At 66.1% G+C, this 19870-nt stretch carries 24 protein-coding genes; 19 read left to right on the top strand and 5 right to left on the bottom strand.

The features are described from left to right. Positions 1-9: 9 nt before the first annotated feature. From ACE3N6_RS09535 to ACE3N6_RS09525, 3 genes are read right to left on the bottom strand one after another with little or no spacing between them, the layout of a single operon-like run. A complete protein-coding gene (locus tag ACE3N6_RS09535; protein ID WP_374245129.1) occupies positions 10-774 on the bottom strand; it encodes an NRDE family protein in 765 nt (254 codons plus the stop codon). After that, the gene (locus ACE3N6_RS09530) at positions 765-1058 is read right to left on the bottom strand and encodes a DUF4936 family protein (protein WP_374245127.1); all 294 of its coding nucleotides are present in this window, start codon (positions 1056-1058) and stop codon (positions 765-767) included. Before ACE3N6_RS09530 ends, ACE3N6_RS09535 begins: the two co-directional genes overlap by 10 nt. A gap of 9 nt (positions 1059-1067) precedes the next feature. Then, positions 1068-2099 (bottom strand): folate-binding protein YgfZ, encoded by a 1032-nt coding sequence (locus tag ACE3N6_RS09525; RefSeq protein ID WP_374245125.1) that lies wholly within the window; start codon positions 2097-2099, stop codon positions 1068-1070. Positions 2100-2306: 207 nt separating this feature from the next. Between ACE3N6_RS09525 and mltG the strand changes: the two genes are divergently transcribed. From mltG to ACE3N6_RS09495, 6 genes are all read left to right on the top strand, one after another. Continuing rightward, positions 2307-3308: an endolytic transglycosylase MltG gene (mltG, locus tag ACE3N6_RS09520; RefSeq protein ID WP_374245123.1), complete on the top strand. Its 1002-nt coding sequence runs from the start codon at positions 2307-2309 to the stop codon at positions 3306-3308. Further along, positions 3305-3922 carry a dTMP kinase gene (tmk, locus tag ACE3N6_RS09515; protein WP_374245121.1) on the top strand — a complete coding sequence of 206 codons (618 nt, stop codon included), beginning with the start codon at positions 3305-3307 and terminating at the stop codon, positions 3920-3922. The genes mltG and tmk overlap by 4 nt, the downstream gene beginning before the upstream one ends. Continuing rightward, entirely contained in the window at positions 3919-4980 is a 1062-nt protein-coding gene (gene holB, locus ACE3N6_RS09510; RefSeq protein WP_374245119.1) for a DNA polymerase III subunit delta', read from the top strand. Before tmk ends, holB begins: the two co-directional genes overlap by 4 nt. After that, positions 4977-5345 (top strand): PilZ domain-containing protein, encoded by a 369-nt coding sequence (locus tag ACE3N6_RS09505; RefSeq protein ID WP_374245117.1) that lies wholly within the window; start codon positions 4977-4979, stop codon positions 5343-5345. The genes holB and ACE3N6_RS09505 overlap by 4 nt, the downstream gene beginning before the upstream one ends. A 65-nt stretch (positions 5346-5410) precedes the next feature. After that, entirely contained in the window at positions 5411-6184 is a 774-nt protein-coding gene (locus ACE3N6_RS09500; protein WP_374245115.1) for a TatD family hydrolase, read from the top strand. Then, on the top strand, positions 6181-6876 hold the full coding sequence (locus ACE3N6_RS09495) for an ankyrin repeat domain-containing protein (RefSeq protein WP_374245113.1): 696 nt from the start codon (positions 6181-6183) through the stop codon (positions 6874-6876). The genes ACE3N6_RS09500 and ACE3N6_RS09495 overlap by 4 nt, the downstream gene beginning before the upstream one ends. A 27-nt stretch (positions 6877-6903) precedes the next feature. On the opposite strand, the gene ACE3N6_RS09490 is transcribed toward ACE3N6_RS09495, so the two are convergent. Beyond that, entirely contained in the window at positions 6904-7080 is a 177-nt protein-coding gene (locus tag ACE3N6_RS09490) for a hypothetical protein (RefSeq protein WP_374245111.1), read from the bottom strand. A 192-nt stretch (positions 7081-7272) separates the two neighbouring features. Here ACE3N6_RS09490 and ACE3N6_RS09485 point away from each other — a divergent pair, with 192 nt between their 5' ends. Both ACE3N6_RS09485 and ACE3N6_RS09480 read left to right on the top strand, forming a co-directional pair. Next, the gene (locus ACE3N6_RS09485; RefSeq protein WP_374245109.1) at positions 7273-8514 is read left to right on the top strand and encodes a tyrosine-type recombinase/integrase; all 1242 of its coding nucleotides are present in this window, start codon (positions 7273-7275) and stop codon (positions 8512-8514) included. A gap of 150 nt (positions 8515-8664) precedes the next feature. Then, a complete protein-coding gene (locus ACE3N6_RS09480; protein WP_374245107.1) occupies positions 8665-9708 on the top strand; it encodes a DNA-binding protein in 1044 nt (347 codons plus the stop codon). Positions 9709-9797: 89 nt separating this feature from the next. Here the strand turns inward: ACE3N6_RS09480 and ACE3N6_RS09475 are convergent, their stop codons facing one another. Then, a complete protein-coding gene (locus ACE3N6_RS09475; protein ID WP_374245105.1) occupies positions 9798-11585 on the bottom strand; it encodes an asparagine synthase-related protein in 1788 nt (595 codons plus the stop codon). 550 nt (positions 11586-12135) lie between these two features. Between ACE3N6_RS09475 and argF the strand changes: the two genes are divergently transcribed. The 11 genes from argF to rpsT all read left to right on the top strand — a co-directional run bounded on the left by argF (position 12136) and on the right by rpsT (position 19716). After that, positions 12136-13068, top strand: coding sequence for an ornithine carbamoyltransferase (gene argF / locus ACE3N6_RS09470; protein WP_374245103.1), 933 nt, complete (start codon positions 12136-12138; stop codon positions 13066-13068). Between the two features lie 56 nt (positions 13069-13124). Next, on the top strand, positions 13125-14354 hold the full coding sequence (locus tag ACE3N6_RS09465; protein ID WP_374245101.1) for an argininosuccinate synthase: 1230 nt from the start codon (positions 13125-13127) through the stop codon (positions 14352-14354). Between the two features lie 10 nt (positions 14355-14364). Continuing rightward, on the top strand, positions 14365-14598 hold the full coding sequence (locus ACE3N6_RS09460) for a DUF2788 domain-containing protein (RefSeq protein ID WP_374245099.1): 234 nt from the start codon (positions 14365-14367) through the stop codon (positions 14596-14598). Positions 14599-14620: 22 nt separating this feature from the next. After that, positions 14621-14944, top strand: a complete 324-nt coding sequence (locus tag ACE3N6_RS09455) for a pyrimidine/purine nucleoside phosphorylase (protein WP_374245097.1) — start codon at positions 14621-14623, stop codon at positions 14942-14944. Positions 14945-14957: 13 nt separating this feature from the next. Then, a complete protein-coding gene (locus tag ACE3N6_RS09450) occupies positions 14958-15443 on the top strand; it encodes a YajQ family cyclic di-GMP-binding protein (RefSeq protein WP_374245095.1) in 486 nt (161 codons plus the stop codon). Between the two features lie 9 nt (positions 15444-15452). Then, complete coding sequence (locus tag ACE3N6_RS09445) at positions 15453-15641, top strand: putative motility protein (RefSeq protein WP_374245093.1); 189 nt, start codon at positions 15453-15455, stop codon at positions 15639-15641. A gap of 121 nt (positions 15642-15762) precedes the next feature. After that, positions 15763-16428 carry a TIGR02281 family clan AA aspartic protease gene (locus tag ACE3N6_RS09440; RefSeq protein WP_374245091.1) on the top strand — a complete coding sequence of 222 codons (666 nt, stop codon included), beginning with the start codon at positions 15763-15765 and terminating at the stop codon, positions 16426-16428. Between the two features lie 12 nt (positions 16429-16440). After that, on the top strand, positions 16441-17046 hold the full coding sequence (locus tag ACE3N6_RS09435; protein ID WP_374245089.1) for a CoA pyrophosphatase: 606 nt from the start codon (positions 16441-16443) through the stop codon (positions 17044-17046). A gap of 93 nt (positions 17047-17139) precedes the next feature. After that, positions 17140-18066, top strand: coding sequence for a CobD/CbiB family protein (locus tag ACE3N6_RS09430; protein ID WP_374245087.1), 927 nt, complete (start codon positions 17140-17142; stop codon positions 18064-18066). 31 nt (positions 18067-18097) lie between these two features. Further along, positions 18098-19282, top strand: coding sequence for an acetyl-CoA C-acyltransferase family protein (locus ACE3N6_RS09425; protein WP_374245085.1), 1185 nt, complete (start codon positions 18098-18100; stop codon positions 19280-19282). Between the two features lie 155 nt (positions 19283-19437). Next, on the top strand, positions 19438-19716 hold the full coding sequence (gene rpsT / locus ACE3N6_RS09420) for a 30S ribosomal protein S20 (protein WP_374245083.1): 279 nt from the start codon (positions 19438-19440) through the stop codon (positions 19714-19716). The last annotated feature ends 154 nt before the right edge of the window (positions 19717-19870 follow it).

Raw genomic sequence — 19870 nt, 5'->3', positions numbered from 1 at the left:
CGGCGGCGATCAGGCCCGGGCGATCTGGAAGCGCTCGACGACCCGGCCGGTTTCGCTGCCGACCTCGTTCCAGGTGGATTCGGTGAAGTGGGCCCAGCCGTGGCGGTCGAGGGTGAAGACGGTGGAGCAGCGGGTGCCGTAACCCGGCGCGCGGATGAAGGCGCTGGAGAGCATGCGCTCCCAGGCGAGGCTGACGCCGGTGCGGGGGAGTTCGGCATCCGGCGCCGGGCGGTCGTCCCGCAGCAGCTCGCGCAGGGGCGTGTCGTCCGGCAGGGCGGCGAGGGCGCGGGCGAGGCGGGAGCGGCCGGCCTTCACCTTGGGCCAGGGGGTGTCGAGCAGGTGGTTGGAGAGGGCGTGAACGCCGGGTTCGAGGAGGCGCGCGGCGCGGCGCTCGCTCTCGTAGATGCCCAGCGTGGCGCCATCGCAGACCAGCAGGTTGAAGGCGTTGTAGCGCGGGCCTTGGTGTTCGAGGCGTGCCAGTGCGGCGGCGGTGGATTCGTCGCCGGCCAGGAAGTCGGCCACCAGGGCCCCGCGGGTGGGCGTGCCGCTGCGCAGCCGGGCCGGGTCGCGGAAGTTGGTGAGGCCGGCGAAGCGGCCGCTGCGGCCAACGCCCAGCCAGGTTCCGCCGGCTTCGAGGTCGCGGCCGGCGAAGATGCCCTGACCGGCCCACCAGGCGGCGGGGGCCGCCGGGCGGGCGAAGAACTCGTCGCGGTTGGCGGCGACCACCAGCGGGTAATCCGGGTGGGCGTGCCACGCAACGAGGATCAGGCACATGCGACGAAGCGCTCGGTGTGGCGGCGGCCGCCGTCGTCGACGAAGCGGTCGAGCCCGTGCCGGTCGATGCCCTGGGCGAGGGCGTCGTCGAAGGCGGCCGGGTCGGTGACGTTCTCGTAGACCTCCATCCAGGTCCACGGGTCGTCGGCCTTGCGCAGGAAACGCCCGGCCACGCCGGTCTGGCCGTGGAGTTCGTCCTGCAGGTTGTAGAGCGTGCGGGCCAGGTCGCGCTCCAGGCCCATCCGCACCGGGTAGTAGATGTAGTAGTGGGTCGCGGTCGTCACGGGTTGCCCTCAGGGAAGCGCGTAGGGCAGGGGCAGGAAGGCGACCGCCGGGCCATCGGGGGCGCCGAGGCTGGCCTTGCCGCCTTCGGCGCTGGCGGTCTGCAGCACCGCCAGGGCGTCGAAGCCGCCATCCGGCGCGGGGGCCGCGCTCACTACCTTGCCGGCCGACTGCTCGCCGAAGTCGGGGGCGTACAGGTCGGTGCCGGCGGCGAGGGCGGGCACGTCGGCATGGATGCGGTACATGCGCTTCTTGAGCTTGCCGAGGTAGTGGGTGCGGGCCACGATCTCCTGACCCGGGTAGCAGCCCTTGTTGAAGCTGACGCCACCGATCAGGTCGTAGTTGACCATCTGCGCCACGAACTCTTCCTGCACCGGCTGGGTGACCACCGGCTGGCCGGCGCGGATGTCGAGCCACTGCCAGGCGGCGCTGCCCGCCGGCTGCGCGCCCGCCGCCACGAACTTGGCCCACAGGCCGGGGGCCTCCGAGATCGGCGCCGACACGATGAAGCGGGCGTCGTCGAGTCGTACCACGGTGGCCAGGCCCGAGGCGGTGGCAAGCTGCGCACCGGGAATGCCCAGACCGGCGGCCTCGAGGGCGGCGCCAGCCTGCGGGCCCGCCAGGCCGATCAAGGCTGCGTCGCCGCCGTCGTCCATCAGCCGCACCTTGGAGCGCAGGACGTACATCGAGAGCTTCTTGAGCATCGCGGCATGGATGTCGGCCGAGAGGGCCAGCAGGTAGTCGCCGCCTTCGCGCCACAGCACCATGCTCGCCAGCATCCGGCCCTTGGGGCTGTTGAAGCTGGTGAACTGGGCCTCGTTGGAGCCGAGCTTCTTGACGTCGTTGGAGAACAGGTTGTGCAGGAAGGCGCAGGCATCTTCCCCGCTGGCGCGGATCGCACCAAGATGGATCATGGGCACGACGATCGTACCCTGGGCGGCACGGACGACATCCTGCCGGGCGTCGTCGGAAAACTGCACGGCGGTGTCGCCGGAAAACTGGGCGCCTTGGTTGGCGAGATAGGTTTGCCAGGTTGCGTTCATCAGTGGTCGGGGTCCTGAGTCTGAAACGAGTCCAAAAGCGGTTTGCGCTATTATAGGGGCCTGACCGCGCGGGCTTTGGCCCGTCTGCGGTGTTTGTGCTTGCGGCAGGCAAGTCCTCACGAAATTTGTTCCTGTGTCGGGCCGCAACACGGCGGCCGACGTTCCGTTCACCTCCATTCGTTTGCTTCCCACGCGCCAAGTTCCCAGATGAAGCGCCTGATTTACCGCTGCGCCGCGCTCGCGCTCGTCGGGCTGGCTTGCCTCGCCGGGGCGCTGGCGTGGTTCGCCCATCGCCCCTTGCCCCTGCGCCAGAGCCCGCTGGATTTCACCGTCGAGCCCGGCTCTTCGATGAAGCAAGTGGCGCGCCAGCTCGTCGAGGCCGGTTTCGACATGCCGCCGCTGGCCATCGTCACCCTGGCCCGCATCACGCGCCAGGCCAACGCGATCAAGGCCGGCAGCTACGAGGTCGTGGCCGGCGTCACGCCGCTGCAACTGCTGGACAAGCTCAGTCGCGGGGATGTGAGCCAGGCCGAGCTGGCGCTGATCGAGGGGTGGAACTTCCGTCAGCTGCGCGCGGCCCTGGATCGTCACCCGGATCTGCGCCACGACACCGCGGGGCTCTCCGATGCCGCACTGCTCCAGAAGCTGGGCGTGGACGCCGCGCATCCCGAGGGGCAGTTCTTCCCCGACACCTACCTCTTCGCCCGCCGCTCCAGCGATCTCGAGGTGCTGCGGCGGGCCCACGCCAACCAGCAGAAGGTGCTCGGCCGGGAGTGGGCCCGCCGCGCCGACGGGCTGCCCTACAAGACGCCCTACGAGGCGCTGATCATGGCGTCCATCGTCGAGAAGGAGACCGGCCAGGCGGCCGATCGGCCGATGGTGGCCTCGGTGTTCGTCAACCGCCTGCGCGCCGGCATGCTGCTGCAGACCGACCCGACGGTGATCTACGGCCTGGGGGCCGATTTCGACGGCAACCTGAAGAAGCGCGACCTGCTGGCCGATACGCCTTACAACACCTACACCCGCGGGGGCCTGCCGCCGACGCCCATCGCCATGCCCGGCACGGCGGCCTTGCGGGCGGCGCTCAATCCGCCCGTCACCGACTACCTGTATTTTGTCGCCCGGGGCGACGGCTCCAGCGAATTCTCCCGTACGCTCGACGAACACAACCGGGCGGTGGCCCGCTACATTCGGAAACGCAGCCAGTGAAATCCCGCTTCATCACCTTTGAAGGCATCGACGGTGCCGGCAAGAGCAGCCAGATCGCCGCCACGGTGGCCCTGATCGAATCCCGCGGCGTCGAGGTCGTCCAGACCCGCGAGCCGGGCGGCACGCCGCTGGGCGAGAAGCTCCGCGAGCTGCTCCTCCACGAGCCGATGCACCTGGAGACCGAGGCCATGCTGATGTTCGCCGCCCGCCGGGAACACCTCGCCGCGCGCATCGAGCCGGCGCTGGCCGCCGGCCAATGGGTGGTCTCCGACCGCTTCACCGACGCCACCTACGCCTACCAGGTTGGCGGCCGGGGGCTGGACGAAGCCCGCTTCGCGGCGCTGGAGCAGTGGGTTCATCCCCATCTTCAGCCCGACCTCACGCTGATCTTCGATCTCGACCCGACGGAGGCGGCGCGCCGGCTGGCCGGTACCGGGGTCGCGCCCGACCGCTTCGAGCGGGAACAGGCCGATTTCTTCGTGCGGGTGCGGGCGGCCTATCTGCGGCGCGCGGCCGCCGATCCGCGTCGGGTGCGGGTGGTCGATGCCAGCCAGACACCGGAGGCGATCCGGCGGCAGGTGGAGGCCATCGTCGTGGAGGCGTGCTTCCCGTGATCTTCGAATGGCAGGCCGCGCTCTGGCAGCGGGTGCTCGACAGCGCCGAGCGCATGCCCCACGCGCTCCTCTTCGCAGGCCCGGCCGGCGGCGGAAAGCGGGCTTTCGCCGAGGCGCTGGCGGCCCGGGAACTTTGCACCCAGAATGGGGTCGATGGGCATGCCTGCGGCGTGTGCGAGGATTGCCTGTGGCGTCTGGCCGGCAATCACCCCGATCTGCTGCGGATCGTTCCGGAAGCCGACCGGGAAGATCGCGGCGACGCCGCGGCGGAGAAACCCGAAGGCGGCAAGGCGGCCAGCCGGCAGATCGTGATCGAGCAGATCCGCGATCTGCAGCAGGTCCTCACCACCGGCGGTCACCGGGGCGGTCGCCGCGTGGTGATCGTCGATCCGCCGGAGGCGATGAACCTGTTTACCGCCAACGCGCTGCTCAAACTGCTCGAAGAACCGACGACCAACGCCTTGTTCATCCTGGTTTCCGCTTCGCCCAAGCGCCTCCTGCCGACCATCCGCAGCCGCTGCCAGACGTGGGCCTTCCCGCGTCCGCCGGCCGACATGGCCACCCGCTGGCTTGCGGCCAGGAAGGTGCCCGAGGCGGCCGAACTGCTGGCGTTTTCGGGGGGTATGCCGCTTGCCGCCGCCGACATGGCAGAAGGAGGCGCCGCCGCCGCGCGCAAGCGTTTTGTGGACGACATCGCCAGCCTGCCCCGCAAGGCGCCGCTGCGGCTGGCAGGGGAATGGGAGAGCTGGCTCAAGAGCAAGGACGCCCTCGCCAGCGGCTTCGACATGCCAACCCTGGTGAGCTGGCTACAGCGCTGGGTGGCCGATCTGGTCAGCCTGCGGCTGGGCGGGCCGGTGCGTTTCTTTCCCGGCCATTATGACATCCTGCACGGCCTGTCCAGTCGGCTGACCGTCGATGCGGCCCTCGGCTGCTACAATGAAATCACCCAGTCCCGGCGGGTTTCCCAGCACCCGCTGAACGCCAGGCTTTTTCTTGAGGACATGCTTTTGCGGTACGCCCGAAGCCTTCAGGCTGCCGCGCCAGCCCTGCGCAGATGAACGACTCCCTGAAGCGCCCCCTGCAACCGAGACCCAGCGTCCTGTCGCTCAACATCAGCTCCAAGTCGGCGCTGTACGCGGCCTACATGCCGTTCATCAAGAACGGCGGTATCTTCGTGCCGACCACCCGCGAGTACAAGCTCGGGGACGAGATCTTCATGCTGTTGCAGATCATGGACGACCCCACCAAACATCCCGTGGCGGGCACCATTGCCTGGATCACGCCGGCCGGTGCCCAGGGCAACAAGACCCAGGGCATCGGCGTGCAGTTTGCCGGCGACGATGCCGGGCAGGTGCTGCGCAACCGGATCGAGCAGATCCTGGCGGGTCACCTCGGCTCGTCGCGCCCCACGCACACCCTCTGACCCGATCGCGGTCGTCGCGCTGCGCCTGCCGTATCCCGAACGTCACGTCATTTCACGCATCGCCCATGCTTGTCGATTCCCACTGCCACCTGGATTTTCCCGATCTCATCGAGCACGAGGCCGCGATGCTTGCGCGGATGGCCGAGAACGGCGTCACCCACGCCCTGTGCGTGGCGGTGAAGCTTGAAACCCTACCCGGGGTGATCGGTCTGGCCGAGCGTCATCCGAACCTCTTTGCGTCGGTGGGCGTGCACCCCGACAACGCCGACTGTGAGGAACCCGATGTGGCCAGGCTGCTGGCACTGGCGGCGCACCCCAAGGTGGTGGCCATCGGCGAAACTGGGCTCGACTATTACTGGCACAAGGACGCCCCCGAGTGGCAGCGGGCCCGTTTCCGGACCCACATCCAGGCGGCCCGGGCCAGCGGAAAGCCGCTGATCGTGCACACCCGCGACGCTGCCGCCGACACCTTGCGGCTGCTGCGGGAGGAGTCGGCGGGCGAGGCGGGCGGCGTGATGCACTGTTTCACCGAAACCTGCGACGTTGCCGAGCAGGCGCTCGACCTGGGTTTTTACATTTCATTTTCGGGCATCGTCAGCTTCAAGACTGCCGAATCGATCCGGGATGTGGCACGCTTCGTTCCGGCCGATCGTCTGCTCGTCGAGACCGACGCGCCGTATCTGGCGCCCGTCCCGTTTCGTGGCAAGACCAATCAGCCGGCTTACGTCCGGCACGTGGCCGAAGCCGTTGCCAGCGCGCGTGGAGAGACGCTCCAGGCGGTGGCGGACGCGACCACGCGCAACTTCTTCCAGCTTTTCAAGCACGCCAGACCGTCATGAAAAACGCCTCCGCACCCCGTCGCCACGCCCTTCGTTCAACCCGTTTCAAGGCCGTCGCCGCTCTCGCGCTTGGTCTGCAGCTGTCGCTGCCGGCGCTTGCCGCAACCCAGGACGACCTGTTCAACGCCGCCAAGCTTGGCGACGCGAAGGAGATCGTCCAGGAGCTCTCCCGCGGTGCCGACCCCAATCTGGCCGACGCCAGCGGCAACACCCTGCTGATCGTCGCGGCCCGGGAGGAGCAACCCAAGGTGGTGGCCGAGCTGGTCAAGCAGCGCGGTGTGAAGATCGATGCCCGCAACGCAGCTGGCGATTCGGCGCTGATGCTGGCCAGCCTGCGGGGCTACACCGAGATCGTCGAGATCCTGCTCAAAGCTGGCGCCCAGTTCAATCACGAGGGTTGGAATCCGCTGCTGTATGCCGCGTTTGAGGGCCGCACGGCAATCGTGGAGATACTGCTTGCCAAGGGGGCCAACCCCGACGCCCTGGCGCCGAACCGGGCTACGCCGCTGATGTTCGCGGCCCGCAATGGCCACGAGGACGTGGTGGTCCGCCTGCTCAAGGCCGGTGCGAACCCGGATCTGAAGAACGACCAGAACGAGACCGCGGATAGCTGGGCAGCCAAGTATCGCAACACCGACATTGCCGAGCTGATTCAGGCGGAACGCAAGGCCCGCGCCGCTCGCGCCAAGTAAGAACCGCGCCGTGGGCGGGGCGCTTGCTCAGTAGCGGCCGTGCCCCAAGCGCCAGGGCAGGGATGGCGCCACCCGGCGCAGCAGGCCGGCCACGACGATTGCCAATAGCGCCGGCACCAGGGCATGACCGCCCTGGCCGCTTGCCAGCAGTACGCCAACGATGACGCCGCTCACCATCAGAATCCGGCAGATCAGGGTTTCCATCGAAGTCTCCTTTCAGTAAGGCAGGTGCCCAAAGGGGCTGGGGTGGAGATGCGTTGCCCGTGAGTCACCGGGTGGGTTGGCGTGGCTTGCATCCGATGGCTGTAAGTATATACAGCTTATAAATCTCTGCAAGTGTATTTTGCAGTCAGGCGTCTGCCTTGAGCCGGGCGCAGTCGGGCTAAACTCCGGCTCATGAAAAAGAAGACCGCACCTTCCCCGGCGGCGCCCGAGCCCGTTGCGCCGCCACGTGTTCCGATCCGGCCGCTGGACGAGATCCAGATTCCCGCCGGGCTGGACGGACGCGCTGGCGTCAATCGTGCCGACCCGGCCCGCCTGCAGATCGCTGCCGGCAACGACGCCGACGCGATCCGCTGCTTTCTCGCCGAGTACGATCGCTCGCTCGGTACGCTGCGCATCTACCAGCGGGAGTGCGAGCGTCTCCTGCTGTGGGCGCTCAACGATTGCGGCAAGCCGATCTCCAGCCTCAACCGCCAGGATTTCGAGGGTTACCTCAATTTTCTGGCCGACCCTCAGCCGGCGGCGCTGTGGTGTGGCCCGAAGGCGGACAGGCGCACCGAGAAGTGGCGCCCCTTCGTGGGGCCGCTGTCGGAGAGCGCGGTGCTTACCGCGATTGCGGCCATCAACTCGCTGATGCGGTATCTGGTGGATGCCGGTTATTTGGCGGGCAACCCGCTCGGGCTCATCCGCCAGCGGCGTCGCAAGATGTCGGCGGAGGCGGCAGGGCCGCTGCGGGCGGTGGCGACCACCGACGAAGTGGAGAAGATCGAGCGCTTCCTCGACGCCCAGATGTGGGGCGCTGTGACCGCTGCCATCGAGGCCATGCCGCGGGATTCGGAGCGTGGCCGGGACGAGTACGAGCGGGCGCGTTTCATCGCGGCGGTGTTGTACATGCTGGCGCCCCGGGCGGGTGAGCTGGAGAGCCACCGCATGAACAGCTTCCGCGAGGAGCGGGGCTTGTGGTGGTGGCACGTGGTGGGGAAGGGCGGCAAGAAGGCCAAGGTGCCGGTGGCCGACGACATGCTGCAGGCGTTGATCCGCTACCGGAAGTACCTGGGCCTCAGCGCCGTGCCGCGACGCGACGACGCCACGCCGATCCTGGTTTCGGTCAAGGATGGCAGCCCGATCACGGCGCGCCGCCTCAACCAGATCCTCAAGAAGATCTTCAGCGCCGCGGCCGATCTGCTGCCGCCGGATGCGGAGCACAAGAAGGAGAAGCTCCGCGCCGCCTCGGCCCACTGGGGGCGCCACACCGGGATCACCGCCAAGCTCGATAGCGGCATCGACGAGCGCTATGTGCAGAAGGATGCCCGCCACACCGATGCCCGCACCACCCAGCGCTACATCCATGAGGAGGAGGAGCGCTGGCACGACGAGGCGCAGAAACAGCGGCTGCCGTGGTCGGGCGGGGAGTAGGGCGGTCGGGTGACGTAAATCTTTGAGGTGTTTCCGGTCGACTGTGGCGCGCTTGGCGAGTCGTCATGAAAATTACGTTTTCCGGACGTATACGTATGGTAATGTTTCCTTGTCACAGGAGTTTGCACTTTCAGGGCAGGGGAGGGAATCATGGCTCGCAGCAGTAGCGTCACGTTCGAAGCGGTTGAACAGATCTGCTTCCAGTTGCTCTCCCAGGGGGAGAATCCGTCCTTCAACCTGGTTTATGCGGAGCTGGGCAACAAGGGCTCCAGCGAGATCGTCCAGCGTTACATCGACCAGTGGCGGCGTGAGACGGGCGCGGCGTTCTTCCGCCAGCGCAGCATTCCGGGCATGCCCGACGAGCTGATCTCGGCGACGGATTCGTTCATGAGCAAGATGTGGTCGCTGTCGCTCCAGCAGGCCGACCAGCTTCTCGCCAGCCAGCGTCAGGAGCTGGAGCAGGAGCGGGAGGCCTTGCGTCAGCGATTCCAGGAGGCGGACGACCGCATCCGCCAGCTCGAGGCCCAGGGCGCCACCGCGGCCCGTCAGATCGCGGTGCTGGAGCAGGAGGTGGCGAGCCGCGACAGCACGATCGGGGATCTGCGGGCGCAGGCGCTGGAGTTCCTGCGGCAGCGGGAGGGGTTGGAGAACCGCGTGCGCGTGCTGGAAGAGGCGGCCGAGGCGCGGGAGCAGAAGTTCACCGCGGAGTCCGAGCGCATGGTGCGCCTGCTCCAGGCGGATCGGGATCGCTACAGCGCGTCCCTGAAGGACGAGCAGGAGCGGGGCGCTCAGGAACGGGAGTTGCTCCTCAAGCAGATCGAGACGGCGCGTCAGGAGAAGGTGCTCGAGCTGATGGCGATGCGTCAGCAGCTCGCCAACCGGGAGGAGCGCGAGGCCAAACAGCGGGAGCAGACCGAAGAGGCGCGCGCGGCGCTGCGGGAGGCGGTGTCGAAGACCCGGCAGATCGAGACTTCGCTGGCCGCCGCCGAGGGGCGCATCGAGCGCCTGCAGGCGCAGCTCAAGACCGCCAGCGACGCGGCCCACGGCAAGGAGTCGGCGGTGGCGGCGGCAGAGGCCCGGGCGCGTGCCGTCGAGGAAGTGCGGCTGGCCGAAACCGCACGTGCCCAGCGGGCGGAGGCGAACCTGGCCGAGGCGCTCGCCGAGCTGGCCCAGCTGAGGAAGCAGAAGGCCTGAAGCAGCCCGGGGGCGCCGGCGTCGGTTTCCCGATGCAGGCGCCCCCGGTTTGATCGCGGCCGCGGCTCAGGCTGCGGCCGTTTTCACGTTCAGCGTCCGGTGGGGGCGTGCTTGTCGAGCCATTGGCCGAGCATCATCGAGATCCACACCATCTCGCCGTAGTAGCCCGGAAAGGCCGGCAGGTGGGTGGAGAACAGTTCGCTCACGAAATCCTTGCGCAGGATGTTGCGCTCGACCAGCACATCGAGCGATTCCCGCGCGAGCTTGTCGAGGCCCTTGTGCTTGAGCACCCAGTGGCCGTAGGGCAGGCCGAAGCCCTGCTTCTTCTTGGTGATGATCTCGGGCGGGAGGAAATCCTTCAGGGCTTCCTTGAAGAACCAGCGCAGTTGCAGCCCCTTGAGCTTGTACTCGGGCGGTAGCTGGAGCGAGAAATCGAGCAGCGCGTCGTCGAGGAGCGGGAAGATCACGTCCATGCCGGCGAGCCGGGTGCTGCCGATCACCTTGGGCAGGTCGTTGTCGGCCAGGGTGAAGCGCCAGTCGAAGTTGAGCATCTTGTTCACCAGCGCGTGGGCGGTGGTGTTCTGCCAGACGCGGCGCTGCAGCTTGACCGGTGCGTCGGTGTCGACACCCGCGAGGAAATCCCGCGGGAACACCTTGTCCATGCCCAGGCGGTAGATCAGGTTGTACTGGGCGGTGCGCTCGGGCAGCGGGGTGGTGGCCTGCTCGATGTAGCTGGCGGCCTTGCGCATCAGCGGCAGCTTGCCCAGCGGCGTCTGCATGATGACCGGTTCGAGCAGGGCGCTCTTGAGCAGGCCAGGCACGTTCTCGTAGTAGCCGAAGACGCGCTGCTTGGCGTAGCGGGTGTTGCCGCCGAACAGCTCGTCGCCGCCGTCGCCGGCGAACATCTTGCGGTGGCCGTCGTCGTGGGCGAGCTTGGCGCACAGGTAGGCGGGCAGCACCGACGAGTTGCCGAAAGGCTGGTCGTAGGAGGTGGCGACGCTGGGGATGTTGGCCACCAGGTCGTCGGAGGTGATGTAGTACGGGACGTGCTTCACGCCGAAATGCTTGGCGGCGATCTTGGCGAACTCCATCTCGTCGTAGCCTTCGGCCTCGAAGCCGATGGAGTAGGCGGTGACCGGGTTGCCGCTCTTGGCGAGCATGCCGACGACGGTGGAGCTGTCGGTGCCGCCGGAGAGGAAGGCGCCCACCGAGGCGCCGTCGAGTTCGCGCTCGACCGCCGACTTGATGAGCGACTTGAAGGTGCTGGCGCTGCTGGCGAAGTCGGCGCTGGCTGGCTCGTCGAAGCGGGGCTGCCACCAGGCGACGAGCTGGGTGCGCTCCTTGTCGGCATTGAGGCGGGAGCCCGGCTCCAGGCGGAAGATGCCCTTGAAGACGGTGCCGGGCGCCGGGATGGCGTGAAAGTAGAGGTAGTCGAAGACGCCCTGGGTGTCGACCTCACGGCGCAGGGCGGGCACCTCGTTGGCCTTGTCGGCAAAGCTCAGGCGACGGCCTTCGCTGGCGTAGCAGAAGCCGAAGGTGTTGAAGCGGTCGGACGCCATGCCCAGGCGACCTTTGGCCAGATCGATCCAGAGCAGCGCGAACCGCCCTTCGAGGCCGGCGATGAAGGTGTCGGGCGCATCGCACAACTGGGCGATCGCGGCCGGCCAGCCATCCGTGCCGACGCGCTTGCCGAGGGCGGCGTCCCGGAATCGCGGCCGGCCCTGGAGCAGCAGCAGCTTCGGACCGTTCGCAAAAGCCGTCACGTCCTTGCCGTCGGACTGCAGTTGGAGGCCCGGCAAGGCGATGTCCCGGAGGTCGAGCCGGTCGAAATTCTGGTTGCGGTCGAGGGTGTCGAAATCGATAAAGCCGCGGATCATGGATGTGCTGCGCTCTCGGAGTAAGGTCGGGTCGCCGGAAACGGGAAGGCAACCGGCATGTTGATGGAAGTCGGCAAGGTTATCTGTACCGGATTTCACTGGCGCGGACAAAATCGTCGTCCGGTGCAAAAAGATGTGACATCTTCGAGGCCGCCGGAACGGCGCCGGAGGAGGGCGCAGGGCCTTCGGCCGCCGCGCATCGCCTCCACTGCCTCAAGGCCCGCGAAGGGTAGCAAATCGACATGATGTTGGCACGACCCCGCCGCGGTTTCTGTGAATTTCTTCGACGGCGGGCGGGGAAAGGGCGGTTCCGGCCCGCCGGATGGGCCGCCGGGTGGCAGGTTGCGGTCGCCTCAAGCGCGTCCAGGCGGGTCTGGCCTATACAAAAAGATGGTTTTGAATTAGGATGATACGTTGTTACTGGATACCAAACGGCGGCGTGAGCTGCCGTTTCGCCTTTTTGCCGGGCGGGCTTTCCTGCCGGGGCGCCTGACAGCAGCATGCAGTCGCACCCACATGCCTGGCGGCACCATAATCAAGAACGAGTGCCATGAACGCACCGAGACACTACCTACAGTTCAAAGACTTCACTCGCGCCGAGTACGACTACCTTTTTGCCCGCACCCGCTGGATCAAGGAAAAGTTCAAGCGCTACGAACCCCATCACCCGCTGTTCGACCGGACGCTGGTGATGATCTTCGAGAAGGCCAGCACCCGCACCCGCCTCTCCTTCGAGGCCGGCATGCAGCAGCTTGGCGGTTCGGCGATCTACCTCAACACCCGCGATTCCCAGCTCGGCCGCGGCGAACCCGTCGAGGACGCCGCCCAGGTGATCTCCCGGATGAGCGACATCGTGATGATCCGCACCTTCGAGCAGTCGATCATCGAGCGCTTCGCCGAGTATTCCCGCGTGCCGGTCATCAACGGCCTCACCAACGAGTTCCACCCCTGCCAGATCCTGGCGGACATCTTCACCTTCATCGAGCACCGCGGCTCGATCCAGGGCAAGACGGTGGCCTGGGTGGGCGACTCCAACAACGTCTGCAACACGTGGCTCCAGGCGGCCGAAGTCCTCGACTTCCAGGTCCGCGTCTCCACGCCGCCGGGCTACGAGGTTGACCCGGCGCCGCTGGGGCTCAAGGACACCTCCCACTTCACCCAGTTCGCCGATCCGATGGAAGCCTGCCGCGGCGCCGATCTGGTCACCACCGACGTGTGGACCAGCATGGGCTTCGAGGCCGAGAACGAGGAGCGGATGCGCGACTTCGCCGACTGGCGGGTCGACTCCGAGATGATGCAGGTGGCGGCGCCCGGCGCCGTGTTCATGCACTGCCTGCCGGCCCACCGGGGCGAGGAGGTCACGGCAGAGGTCATCGACGGCCCTCAGTCGGTGGTGTGGGACGAGGCCGAGAACCGCCTGCACGTGCAGAAGGCGCTGATGGAATTTCTCATGATCGGCAAGATCGAAGGGGATTGCGCCTGAGCGGCGCGACCGGATTTGATATCAAGACTCATTCACTCATTAGCAGAAAGCAGGACATGAGCGACGTTAATAAAGTGGTGCTTGCCTACTCGGGCGGGCTGGACACCTCGGTGATCCTGAAGTGGCTGCAGGACACCTATCAATGCGAGGTGGTGACCTTCACCGCCGACCTCGGTCAGGGCGAAGAACTCGAACCGGCCCGCGCCAAGGCGTTGCAGTTCGGCATCAAGCCCGAGAACATCTTCATCGACGACCTGCGCGAAGAGTTCGTCCGCGACTTCGTCTTCCCGATGTTCCGCTGCAACACCGTCTATGAAGGCGAGTACCTGCTTGGCACTTCCATCGCCCGCCCGCTGATCGCCAAGCGCCAGATCGAGATCGCCCGCCTCACCGGCGCCGACGCCGTCTCCCACGGCGCCACCGGCAAGGGCAACGATCAGGTCCGCTTCGAGCTTGGCTACTACGCGCTGATGCCCAACGTGAAGGTCATCGCCCCGTGGCGCGAGTGGGATCTGCTGTCCCGCGAGAAGCTGCTGGCCTACGCCGAGAAGAACGGCATTCCCATCGAGATGAAGCACAAGCAGGGCGGCTCGCCCTACTCGATGGACGCCAACCTGCTGCACATCTCCTTCGAAGGCCGCCACCTGGAAGATCCGGCTGCCGAGGCCGAGGAATCCATGTGGCGCTGGACGGTCTCCCCCGAGGCCGCGCCGGACGCCGCCGAATACGTCGATCTCGAGTTCGAGAAGGGCGATCTGGTCGCCATCAACGGCACCCGCATGAAGGCCCACGAGCTGCTCGCCAAGCTCAACGAGCTGGGCGGCAAGCACGGCATCGGCCGCCTCGATCTGGTCGAGAACCGCTACGTGGGCATGAAGTCCCGCGGCTGCTACGAGACCCCGGGCGGCACCATCCTGCTGCGTGCCCACCGCGCCATCGAATCGATCACCCTCGACCGCGAAGTCGCCCACCTCAAGGACGACCTCATGCCGCGCTACGCCAGCATGATCTACACCGGCTACTGGTGGTCGCCCGAGCGTCTGGCCCTGCAGGCCCTCATCGACCAGACCCAGCAGACCGTCAACGGCTGGGTGCGCGTCAAGCTCTACAAGGGCAATGTGATCGTCGTCTCCCGCGACTCCAAGACCGACTCCCTGTTCGACCCCACCATCGCCACCTTCGAGGACGATCAGGGCGCCTACAACCAGAAGGACGCCCACGGCTTCATCCGCCTCAACGCGCTGCGCATGCGCATCGCGGCCAACGCGAAGAACAAGCGCGGCTGACGACCTGGCCATGGATCCCAACGCCGTCTTCATGTTCGGGCTGACCGTCGCAGAGTTCGAGGACATCTCCCTCAAGGTCTGCGTCGGTGGCCTGATCGCCTACATGATCTTCATCATCGGCCACCTCGCCTGGGAGTCCAAGGCAGGGAAGTACGGCGCGATCTGGATGTTCGTCGGCCTGGGTGTCGGCTTCATCGGCTTCATGGCCAAGGGCATCATCCAGCGGCTGCTCGGCATCGAATAACCTCATCTACCGAAGTGACCAAATGACCCAGTCTGCACAATTCGACGGCGTGTCCGTCGTCAAGCAAGCCAACGTGTATTTCGACGGCAAGTGCGTCAGCCACACCGTCCTGTTCGCCGACGGCAGCAAGAAGACCGTCGGCGTGATCCTGCCGGCCAGCCTCACCTTCAACACCGGCGCGCCGGAAGTCATGGAAACCGTGGCCGGCGCCTGCCGCTACCGCCTGAAGGGCGAGACCGAGTGGAAGACCTCCGCCGCTGGCGAGCGCTTCAACGTGCCGGGCGACTCCAGCTTCGACATCGAAGTCACCGGCGAGCCCTACCACTACGTCTGCTACTTCGGCTGAGCGGGGGTCGATCATGCCGTCCTTCGACATCACCTCCGAAGTCGACATGGTTGCCCTGCGTAACGCCGTCGAGGGCGCCAACCGCAAGATCACCGGCCGCTACGATTTCAAGGGCAGCGACGCGCGGGTCGAGCAGACCGAAAAGCTGCTCACCCTGCACGGCGACAACGATTTCCAGCTCGAGCAGATGCTGGCCATCCTGCTGCCCGAGATGACCGCCAAGAAGATCGACGTGCGCTGCCTCAAGCACGGCGACGTGCAGAAGGTGGGCGGCAACAAGGTCAAGCAGGAACTCACGGTCCGGGTCGGCATCGAGCAGGAGCAGTCCAAGAAGATCGTCAAGCTCATCAAGGACAGCAAGCTCAAGGTGCAGGCCAGCATCCAGGGCGAAGCGGTGCGGGTGAGCGGTGCCAAGCGCGATCTCCTGCAAGAGTGTATCGCCCTGGTCCGCAAGGAAATCGCCGACTATCCTTTGCAATATGGCAACTTCCGGGATTGACTGGCAGTCATGAACATCGCTTCGGTCGCCGTCACGTCGCAGGTGCAGCCGCAGGATGCGGTTTCCCTCGTGATGCTGCGCAAGCAGCTCGATCAGCAGCAGGCCAATGCGGCCCAGTTGCTCGCCGCGCTGCCTCCGCCGGCACCGGCGCCGGATCCCACCGCAACCGTTGGCGGGCGAATCGACACCTACGCGTGACATGTTCCCGCGGCATAATTGAAACCAGCCTCCGGGCTGGTTTCTTTTTTTGCGCCGGCTGCCGATAAGAGACGGTGAAGCCGCTTTCAGCCGATCAATCTGATTTTCAGATGGAGTTCCGGTGAGTAAATCGTTTTTCAAGATGAAGTCCGGGTTCGTCGCGGTGCTGGGGGCGCTCGCGAGCGCGCCTGCCACAGCCACCGATGTCGCCCTCGCCGGTGTCTTTCCCGGCAAGGCGCTGATCGTCGTCAATGGCGGCGCACCCCGGGCTTTTGCCGTGGGGGCTAGCTCGCCAGACGGAGTGCGGGTTGTCGGCGTGGATGGCGACAGCGCGACGCTGGAGTTCGACGGTGGCCGGCACCGCCTGTTCGTCGGTCAGCAAGCGGTTCATGTCAGCGCGGCCGGGGCGGGGGGCAAGTCGCCGAGCGTGATCCTCCAGGCCGACGGCCACGGCCAGTTCTACGCCACCGGTGCGATCAACGGCGCCCAGGTGCGCTACATCGTGGACACCGGCGCAACCCTGGTTTCCATCGGTCGCAGCGACGCGCTCAAGGCCGGGATCGATTACACGAAGGGCGAGCCGGTGACCATGCAGACCGCCAACGGAACCGCGCGGGCCTGGCGGGTCGTGCTGACGACCGTGCGGGTGGGCGACGTCACGCTGCGCAACGTGGATGCGGTGGTCAATGCCGGCGAGCTGCCGTTCGTGCTGCTGGGGATGAGCTTTCTCAACCGCATGGAGATGCGGCGGGACGGCCCGACCCTGCAGCTGCGCCAACGTTATTGATGGGTTGAACTCATGCGCCGTCAGGAATCCTGCCTGCCACCTTTCTCCGCCGACTGGCTGCGGGGACGCTTTGCCGACGGTGCCGGCTTCGAACCGCCCGTGGAGGAGGGCATTCCACCCGGCCCGCTTCGGCCGGCGGCCGTGCTGGTGCCCATCGTCCTGCGCCAGCCGGAGCCCACGCTGCTCCTCACCCGGCGGACCGACCACCTCCACCATCATCCGGGGCAGGTGAGCTTTCCCGGCGGGCGCGTCGAGGAAGAGGACGCCTCGCCCGTCGAGACGGCGCTGCGCGAGACCGAAGAGGAGATCAGCCTGGCCCGGGGCCACGTCGAACTGCTGGGCTGCCTGCCCCAGTACCGAACCGGCACCGGCTTCGACGTGACGCCGGTGGTCGGGCTCGTCACGCCCCCCTTCGATCTCACGCCGGACCCCTTCGAGGTGGCCGAAGTCTTCGAGGTGCCCTTGTCCTTCCTGCTCGACGAGGCCAATCATCAGCTGCACCGGGTCGAGGTGCGGGGTCGCCTGCGGGAGTACTACGCGATGCCCTATGGCGATTACTTCATCTGGGGCGCAACGGCCGGGATGATTGTCAGCCTTTATCGATTCTGCCATCGTTGAGCGAACGGCATTTGTGTTGGATGCGTTTGGTGGTATCTTGAGCAACCCCCAATAGGCCTGAACTTCGAGGGCTTCCAAAAAGCCCCCAGCCGCATGACCCTGTTTTCGCTGATCGTCGCCCTGCTCATCGAGCAACTTCGTCCGCTCGCCGTCGAGCGTTTCGTCCAGGCGCCCCTCAAGGCCTTTGCGCGCTTCCTTGAAGACCGTTTCAACGACGGCGATGCCCGCCACGGCGCAGTCGCCTGGTGGGTTGCGATCCTCACCGCGTGCTTTGCGTCGGCCCTGCTGTACTTCCTCCTCTGGAACATCCATTTTATCCTCGCGCTGGCCTTCAACGTGCTGGTGCTCTATCTGACGATGGGCTTCCGCCACGTCAGCCACTACTTCACCGACATCCAGCTGGCGCTCCAGATGGGCGAGCTGCCCCGCGCCCGCCAGCTCATCGGCGAATGGCGAGGGCGCTCCCATGAGCAGTCCAGCTCCAGCGAGGTCGCCCGGCTCGCCATCGAAGAGGCTTTGATTGCCTCCCACCGCAATGTCTTCGGGGTCATCTTCTGGTTCATCCTGCTGCCCGGCCCGAGCGGAGCCCTGCTTTATCGGCTGGCGCGCTTCTTCGAGCAGGAGTGGGGGCAGCGCAAGGGCGAGCCCAACTTCGGCGAGTTCGGTGAGTTCTCCAGCAAGGCCTGCGCCATCCTCGACTGGCTGCCGGTGCGCCTCACGGCGGCCGCGTTCTCCATCGTCGGCGACTTCGAAGATGGGGTCCACTGCTGGCGCTCGCAGGCCAGCCAATGGAAGGACAAGGCTTCCGGTATACTGATTTCCAGCGGGGGAGGCGCCCTTGGTGTCCGCCTCGGCATGCCGATCTACGAATCCGGCGAAGTGGTTGAACGTCCTGAAATGGGAATCGGCGACGATGCGGACGCCGATTTCATGCAAAGCACTATCGGCTTGGTCTGGAGAACGCTTGTGCTGGTGTTTCTTGTTCTGGCACTGCTCAGCGTGGCAAGGATGGGTTGGTAATTTCCCGTAGTAATTGAGAGGAGGAATAAATATGGCTAATCGTGAAGTTGTGGTTCTCAGCGCAGTCCGTTCTGCCATCGGCGCCTTCGGTGGCTCGCTCGCTGACTTCGATACCAGCGAACTCGCCGGTATCGTGATGAAGGAAGCGGTTGCCCGCTCCGCCGTCGATCCCCAGCAGATCAACTACGTCACCGTGGGCACCACCATGCCCACCGATTCCCGTTACGCCTACGCTTCCCGGGTTGCCTCCATCCAGGCCGGGCTGTCGATGGATTCCGTCGCCATGCAGGTCAGCCGTCTGTGCGCTTCCGGCCTCCAGGGGATCGTGACCACCGCTCAGAACATCCTGCTGGGCGATGCCGATTTCGGTATCGGCGGCGGCGTCGAGGTCATGTCCAAGGCCGCCTACATGCTGCCCGCGCTGCGCTCCGGCGCCCGCATGGGTGACACCAAGGCCATCGACTCCATGGTTGCCGTGCTGACCGACCCGTTCGGCGTCGGCCACATGGGCATCACCGCTGAAAACCTGGCGACCAAGCACAACATCTCCCGCGAAGAGCAGGACGCCTTTGCCGTCGAATCCCAGCGCCGTGCGGCGGCAGCCATCGACGAAGGCCGCTTCAAGTCCCAGATCGTCCCCATCGTCAAGCAGACCCGCAAGGGCGAAGTGGTGTTCGACACCGACGAGCACCTGAAGCGCGGCACCACCATGGAGTCGCTGGCCAAGATGAAGCCCGCCTTCAAGAAGGATGGCACCGTCACCGCCGGTAACGCCTCCGGCATCAACGACGGCGCCGCTTTCTTCGTGCTGGCCGACGCTGCCGCTGCCGCCAACGCAGGCTACAAGCCGATGGCTCGCCTCGTTTCCTACGCCGTTGCCGGTGTGCCGAACGACATCATGGGCGAAGGCCCGATCCCGGCGACCCGTCTGGCGCTCAAGAAGGCTGGTCTGACTCTTGACCAGATGGACGTCATCGAGTCCAACGAAGCCTTTGCCGCCCAGGCGCTGGCCGTGACCAAGGTGCTCGGCCTCGATCCGGCCAAGACCAACCCGAACGGCGGCGCGATCGCCCTGGGCCATCCGGTGGGCTGTTCCGGCGCCTTCATCGCCACCAAGGCACTCTACGAGCTGCAGCGCACCGGCGGCCGTTACGCGCTGGTCACCATGTGCATCGGCGGCGGTCAGGGTATCGCCACCATCTTCGAACGCGTCTAAACGCTTCGGAAGAGTAGCCCCCAAGGCCCCGTCGAAAGGCGGGGCCTTGTTGTTTCAAGAAAGTTGTAGAAATAGCAAGCAAAGTGCTTGTCAAGCCGTTGGGCTTTCCCATACAATCCATGGCTTTACTGCATTTCTTTCAGGATTACTAAAAGATGGCCAATTCGGCACAAGCCCGTAAGCGCGCCCGTCAAGCTGTCAAGGCCCGCGCCCTCAACATGAGCCTGCGTTCGCGTCTGCGCACTGCCATCAAGGCTGTCCGCAAGGCGGTCGTCGGTGGTGACAAGCAAGTTGCTCAGCAAGTTTTCGTTGCCTCCCAGCGCACGATCGACAGCATCGCTGACAAGAAGATCATCCACAAGAACAAGGCCGCTCGTCACAAGAGCCGTCTGTCTGCCGCCATCAAGGCGATGGGCGCAGCTGTCGCTGCCTGAGTTCGCGTGAGTCCGCAGCCGTAAGTTAGGGCGGGCGGATAAAACAAAAAGGATCGCGTTGCGGTCCTTTTTGTTTTTTGGGGGGTGAAAAGCGATGGCCGTGCGCACCCCCAGTTTCGGTGCTGTCAGGCCTGTTGCAACAATCGCAGCGCCG

Origin of the sequence: Zoogloea sp. (genome assembly GCF_041904905.1) — a bacterium.
Lineage (GTDB): Bacteria > Pseudomonadota > Gammaproteobacteria > Burkholderiales > Rhodocyclaceae > Zoogloea.
This window is presented reverse-complemented; position numbering and strand designations above follow the sequence as displayed.

Coding starts and splice junctions, on each gene's coding strand:
- ACE3N6_RS09535 (WP_374245129.1), bottom strand. CDS start 774: ATGTGCCTGATCCTCGTTGCGTGGCACGCCCACCCGGATTACCCGCTG.
- ACE3N6_RS09525 (WP_374245125.1), bottom strand. CDS start 2,099: ATGAACGCAACCTGGCAAACCTATCTCGCCAACCAAGGCGCCCAGTTT.
- mltG (WP_374245123.1), top strand. CDS start 2,307: ATGAAGCGCCTGATTTACCGCTGCGCCGCGCTCGCGCTCGTCGGGCTG.
- ACE3N6_RS09505 (WP_374245117.1), top strand. CDS start 4,977: ATGAACGACTCCCTGAAGCGCCCCCTGCAACCGAGACCCAGCGTCCTG.
- ACE3N6_RS09500 (WP_374245115.1), top strand. CDS start 5,411: ATGCTTGTCGATTCCCACTGCCACCTGGATTTTCCCGATCTCATCGAG.
- ACE3N6_RS09495 (WP_374245113.1), top strand. CDS start 6,181: ATGAAAAACGCCTCCGCACCCCGTCGCCACGCCCTTCGTTCAACCCGT.
- ACE3N6_RS09490 (WP_374245111.1), bottom strand. CDS start 7,080: ATGGAAACCCTGATCTGCCGGATTCTGATGGTGAGCGGCGTCATCGTT.
- ACE3N6_RS09485 (WP_374245109.1), top strand. CDS start 7,273: ATGAAAAAGAAGACCGCACCTTCCCCGGCGGCGCCCGAGCCCGTTGCG.
- ACE3N6_RS09480 (WP_374245107.1), top strand. CDS start 8,665: ATGGCTCGCAGCAGTAGCGTCACGTTCGAAGCGGTTGAACAGATCTGC.
- ACE3N6_RS09475 (WP_374245105.1), bottom strand. CDS start 11,585: ATGATCCGCGGCTTTATCGATTTCGACACCCTCGACCGCAACCAGAAT.
- argF (WP_374245103.1), top strand. CDS start 12,136: ATGAACGCACCGAGACACTACCTACAGTTCAAAGACTTCACTCGCGCC.
- ACE3N6_RS09465 (WP_374245101.1), top strand. CDS start 13,125: ATGAGCGACGTTAATAAAGTGGTGCTTGCCTACTCGGGCGGGCTGGAC.
- ACE3N6_RS09460 (WP_374245099.1), top strand. CDS start 14,365: ATGGATCCCAACGCCGTCTTCATGTTCGGGCTGACCGTCGCAGAGTTC.
- ACE3N6_RS09455 (WP_374245097.1), top strand. CDS start 14,621: ATGACCCAGTCTGCACAATTCGACGGCGTGTCCGTCGTCAAGCAAGCC.
- ACE3N6_RS09450 (WP_374245095.1), top strand. CDS start 14,958: ATGCCGTCCTTCGACATCACCTCCGAAGTCGACATGGTTGCCCTGCGT.
- ACE3N6_RS09445 (WP_374245093.1), top strand. CDS start 15,453: ATGAACATCGCTTCGGTCGCCGTCACGTCGCAGGTGCAGCCGCAGGAT.
- ACE3N6_RS09435 (WP_374245089.1), top strand. CDS start 16,441: ATGCGCCGTCAGGAATCCTGCCTGCCACCTTTCTCCGCCGACTGGCTG.
- ACE3N6_RS09430 (WP_374245087.1), top strand. CDS start 17,140: ATGACCCTGTTTTCGCTGATCGTCGCCCTGCTCATCGAGCAACTTCGT.
- ACE3N6_RS09425 (WP_374245085.1), top strand. CDS start 18,098: ATGGCTAATCGTGAAGTTGTGGTTCTCAGCGCAGTCCGTTCTGCCATC.
- rpsT (WP_374245083.1), top strand. CDS start 19,438: ATGGCCAATTCGGCACAAGCCCGTAAGCGCGCCCGTCAAGCTGTCAAG.